Here is a 4,263-nt window from a genome sequence, read left to right on the forward strand (position 1 = left end):
TTATAACTAGTCATAATTATTGAAACCTTTGTCAAATTTTTCACACCTTTTTTCGAGATATTCATATTCTTAACATTGTATGTTTATTTTCTTTATTTGTAATAGGAAAGTAATCTATTTTAAAAGTTTAATAAAATTAGACAAAAAAAAGAGTGATTCATTTTACACATTGTGCAAAAAAATCACCTTTTTCAAGATATTTTGTGTCGTTATATTACCAACACAATATATGCTTATCTATTAAATTAAAACTTTACTAGTGAAATTCATCAATTTATATTCACCTATAACAAATGCACAGAAACATTTTAATTTTTTTTCATATAGTAATGTTGAATTGAAAATTTAAAAAAGGGTGAATAATAAAATGAAAAGTTACGAACATTTATTAGAAAATCTAATTCCTGGACAAGTTATCATCATTACAACAGATTCAGGTGATACTATTGGACCAGCACAGTTTGTTGTATTTAATGAAGAAACAGGAATAATTGTTTTGAAAGAATTTAGTTCACTATCTCCTAGTGATGAAGTGGTTGTATTTTTAATAGCATCTAAAATTGAATCAATTAGATTTCAATAGAGAATGAATGTTTTATACATTAATTCCGGTTACAAGGGAATCTATTCATATTTTGACCTGTGGATTAAAGAATTAAACTCAGAACAAATAAATATTATAGATATTCCAGTTAATATAAATTTAAATATATTAAAAAATACCCTACTAACCATTGAACTTTCATTTGTACTAATCATGATTGGAAATAAAAATCCGAACCAACTTTTAAAAATTATTAAAGAGACTAATGTACCAATTATTTCTTGGTTTACTGAAGATCCTTTTTATAATGATGTTAGTTTGGAAGTACTACCATATTCAGATTATATTCTTTCAATAGATAAGTCATCGTGTGACTTCTATAGCAAACTTGGATATCAAAATATTCATTACTTTCCTTTAGCAACAAATGAACATGTATTCAAATCTATCAATATTGAAAAAGATATAGATTTATTGCTAGTAGGTTATCCATATCCAAACCGAATCAAATTAATACAATCAATAATAAATTCCACAAATTTTTCAATTGTATTAATAGGTAAAAATTGGGAAAAGCATCTACGTATTCCCAACCATAAAAAGAGAAAAATCCAGTTTATAAATTACTGGATTCCTCCTAACGAAGTCAACATTTGGTACAATAAAGCAAAAATCATCTTAAATCCTCATAGAGAATCTACTTTTCATTGGAATAAAAATAGTAATAATGTGTTAAATCGTAGTGTAAATAATCGTTTTTTTGATATTGCATTAAGTGGCGGCTTCCAATTAATTAATGATGAAATAGATATTTTTATTGATGAAAAAATTGAAAAATTGATCCGTTATTCGGATGAGAATAGTTGCATCAATTTGATTAAAAAGTATATTAACACCCCTTCATATAGGCAAGACATAATTAATGCATTACTTCTTAAGATTAAAGGAAAAAATACATTTTCTAATAGAATTGATAATTTATTTAAAATAATAGAAGAAAAAACTAAATAAAAAATCTGTTCATTTTTAACAGGAGAGCTGCGTCTATTCTTTTAATAAATGGAATTTACAAATTTAACCATTTAAAAGAGAACACCTCTCCTTTTAATATTAATAAAGTAGTTTAATCTTTTACATAAGTATAAAACCAAATTGGTTACTTATATAACAATAAATTTCTATCTTAAGGTATTTATATTTTTTTTGTAAAATTAGGGGCTTGTACCAGCAAATTTGTCTTAATAACATACGATATATAGATACACCTCTTCTTAATAAAAAGGTAACTGTTTGTGGGCAGTTGCCTTTTTATTTATATATCTTCCTATTGTGAAGTTATACACTTAAACTAATCTGCCATTATGTTGTAGAGTAGAGAACTGATTTCAAAGGGATAGCTTATGCTATCTCTTTTAATTTCAGTTCCCCCTCATCAAACCTTACGTGAAGTTTCCCTCATACGGCTTAGGTTTTGATTTCTTAGGATTCCAGAACCGAATATTTAAGGTCTTAGTAAAAGGTGGAATAACCTATAAAGTATCACATTTTTCTTTTTAACAATATCACCAATTTTTTAGGGAAACTCTTTATCCTGTGAGTTTCTCTTTTTTTAATTCTTGTTTAACTAATGCACGCGTTAGTTGGATTACTTTATTAAATGAAATGTTCCATTTTCCACAAGAATGAATATTCCAAGAGCAATTAAAACAAATGGAACAACAATATGTCCATAACGTTCAATTCCTTTTGCAATTAATGGATGACGAACTAATAAAGAACCGAAATAACACCATAATGCAACTAAGCAAAGGATAACAACAACGATGAGTATTATTTCACCAATACTTTTACTTGAAAAATAAAAATGTTTTTTTATATTACATAATTAACATTAATTTGAGCAAACTACTCAAGATACGTTCAGTATCATTTTTAATACCTTGATACGTTACTGAAAAAACTCCTATCATCGTCTAGGAGTTTTTTCTCTTTTTGAAGCTGTATATGATATACAAATCTAGTTTACATAAATACGGTTATTGGTAATAAAAAAAGGATCTAATAAACTTAGATCCTTTTTACTGCTTATGTAACTATTGCATTGCGTTAGTTGAATAAGATATCAATTTCTTAATTCATTAATTACATTTAACGCCGTAATGTTTATAGGATCATTCTCCAGAATTGAATTTGCAATTTCAATGGCTTCTTCGTTACTTAATAATCTTTCTGGGAGTGCATTAAAATAAAGGAGATACTCTTTGTAACTATTATCATTAGGTGATAGTTCTGTTGCTTTTTTCGCATGATGAAATGATGTTTGATATGCTCCTTCCAAGTAGTTTAAAGCCATACTCAAAATAAATGAAATCATATAATGATTTTCGGATGTTTCTTCCTTTAGGAGTTGAAAGTTTGCAAAACCATACGGTGCAATACTTTCTTCTTCGTATGCTATTAAAAAAAGCGCTTCTAATACAGATTCTTCATCCATATTTGAAGCCAATTCTCTCGCTCTGTTAAAATCACCACTAAGTATTGCATCCTTAAAATACATTTTATTTACACTCCTTGAGTAAAAACGTATATGAAACTTGTACTAAAGCAAGCGTTAGCTTAATAATAATTACTTATTCTTAAGCTTTTTTGTTATACGAGACTCGACAAAAACAAACCCAATTGAGACTCCGAAAGCTGTGGAAAAAGCAGTCAAAATGTTTAAATCGTGTTTTAGAAAATGGTTAAAAATTAAATTGCTAATGAATAAACCCAAAAAAAGAAAAAAAGAAGTACGTATATATCTTTTCACAATTATTTACCACCTAAAAATATTCGTTGTTAGTACAAATAGGGAATACGCTACCTAACTATTTGAACTATATCGTATCAATGTTTTTTTCATGTTTTTTTCTTAAAAAACTAGCTAAAGCAATTAGGGATAGTCCTATTGTTATTCTTGCGGTATGGTAAACCCAATACTTTTCATGGGGAATATAGTCTTTTATTATTCTAAAACCCGCAACAAAAGAATTTCCTCCAATAAAAAACTGTAACCACGATCCATTTAATATAAACTTTCTATAGCAATAAAATGTTCCAATCATAAAAATTATTAAAAATAATATATCAAAAATCACAATTTTTCTCCCTAAATAGTATTAATAGTTGAATTTTATCATACTAATTTCTTACTTTTTGTTTGAAATAATTACCATATCATATTGAACTAACCTGCCATTTAGTTCAATAAGAACGGTGAATATCTACCTTTTCGAACAATATGACCATTCACCAATCAGGACTTTTCATTTTATTTAAAATAAATTTGGGCACCATAGTCTTATTTTTTATGAAGGGAAAGAGTCTCAAAAATAAGAAATGCTTTGGTTTTCCACACAAAGATCTACAAATTTTCATTAATAAAATGCACTTTTCATATTTTAATATTTTTATAAACAAATAATTAATATATCCTCTTGTTTTTTTAAAACAAATAGAATTTAATTCATACAACTTAGTATCTAAGTGAATAAGATTCGATTGGGGAATAAAAAAATGACTTTTGAGAAAACAAAAAGAGAATTAACAATAATAAACGGCGATGTCTTTAATGAAATCAAAAAAATTCGTAGTAATTCAATTCACTTAATCTGTACCGACCCACCATACTTTATATCTAGAAAAACAAATTTTAAAAATGGTGGCGGTGATCAAAAAAA

General features: G+C 26.8%; 5 protein-coding genes. 2 read left to right on the forward strand and 3 right to left on the reverse strand.

Annotated elements, in window-relative coordinates:
* Positions 1-367: 367 nt before the first annotated feature.
* Together EP747_RS23790 and EP747_RS23795 are read left to right on the forward strand one after the other, a co-directional pair.
* Positions 368-583 carry a hypothetical protein gene (locus tag EP747_RS23790; RefSeq protein ID WP_129692461.1) on the forward strand — a complete coding sequence of 72 codons (216 nt, stop codon included), beginning with the start codon at positions 368-370 and terminating at the stop codon, positions 581-583.
* 3 nt (positions 584-586) lie between these two features.
* A complete protein-coding gene (locus EP747_RS23795; protein WP_129692462.1) occupies positions 587-1,555 on the forward strand; it encodes a CgeB family protein in 969 nt (322 codons plus the stop codon).
* Between the two features lie 634 nt (positions 1,556-2,189).
* Here EP747_RS23795 and EP747_RS25460 read toward each other — a convergent pair.
* The 3 genes from EP747_RS25460 to EP747_RS23810 form a co-directional block, all read right to left on the reverse strand.
* Positions 2,190-2,420, reverse strand: coding sequence for a cadmium resistance transporter (locus tag EP747_RS25460; protein WP_129692465.1), 231 nt, complete (start codon positions 2,418-2,420; stop codon positions 2,190-2,192).
* 246 nt (positions 2,421-2,666) lie between these two features.
* Positions 2,667-3,101 carry a hypothetical protein gene (locus tag EP747_RS23805; RefSeq protein ID WP_129692463.1) on the reverse strand — a complete coding sequence of 145 codons (435 nt, stop codon included), beginning with the start codon at positions 3,099-3,101 and terminating at the stop codon, positions 2,667-2,669.
* Positions 3,102-3,420: 319 nt separating this feature from the next.
* The gene (locus EP747_RS23810) at positions 3,421-3,681 is read right to left on the reverse strand and encodes a hypothetical protein (protein ID WP_129692464.1); all 261 of its coding nucleotides are present in this window, start codon (positions 3,679-3,681) and stop codon (positions 3,421-3,423) included.
* Between the last annotated feature and the right edge of the window lie 582 nt (positions 3,682-4,263).

Source organism: Gottfriedia acidiceleris (genome assembly GCF_004138285.1).
GTDB lineage: Bacteria > Bacillota > Bacilli > Bacillales > Bacillaceae_G > Gottfriedia > Gottfriedia acidiceleris_A.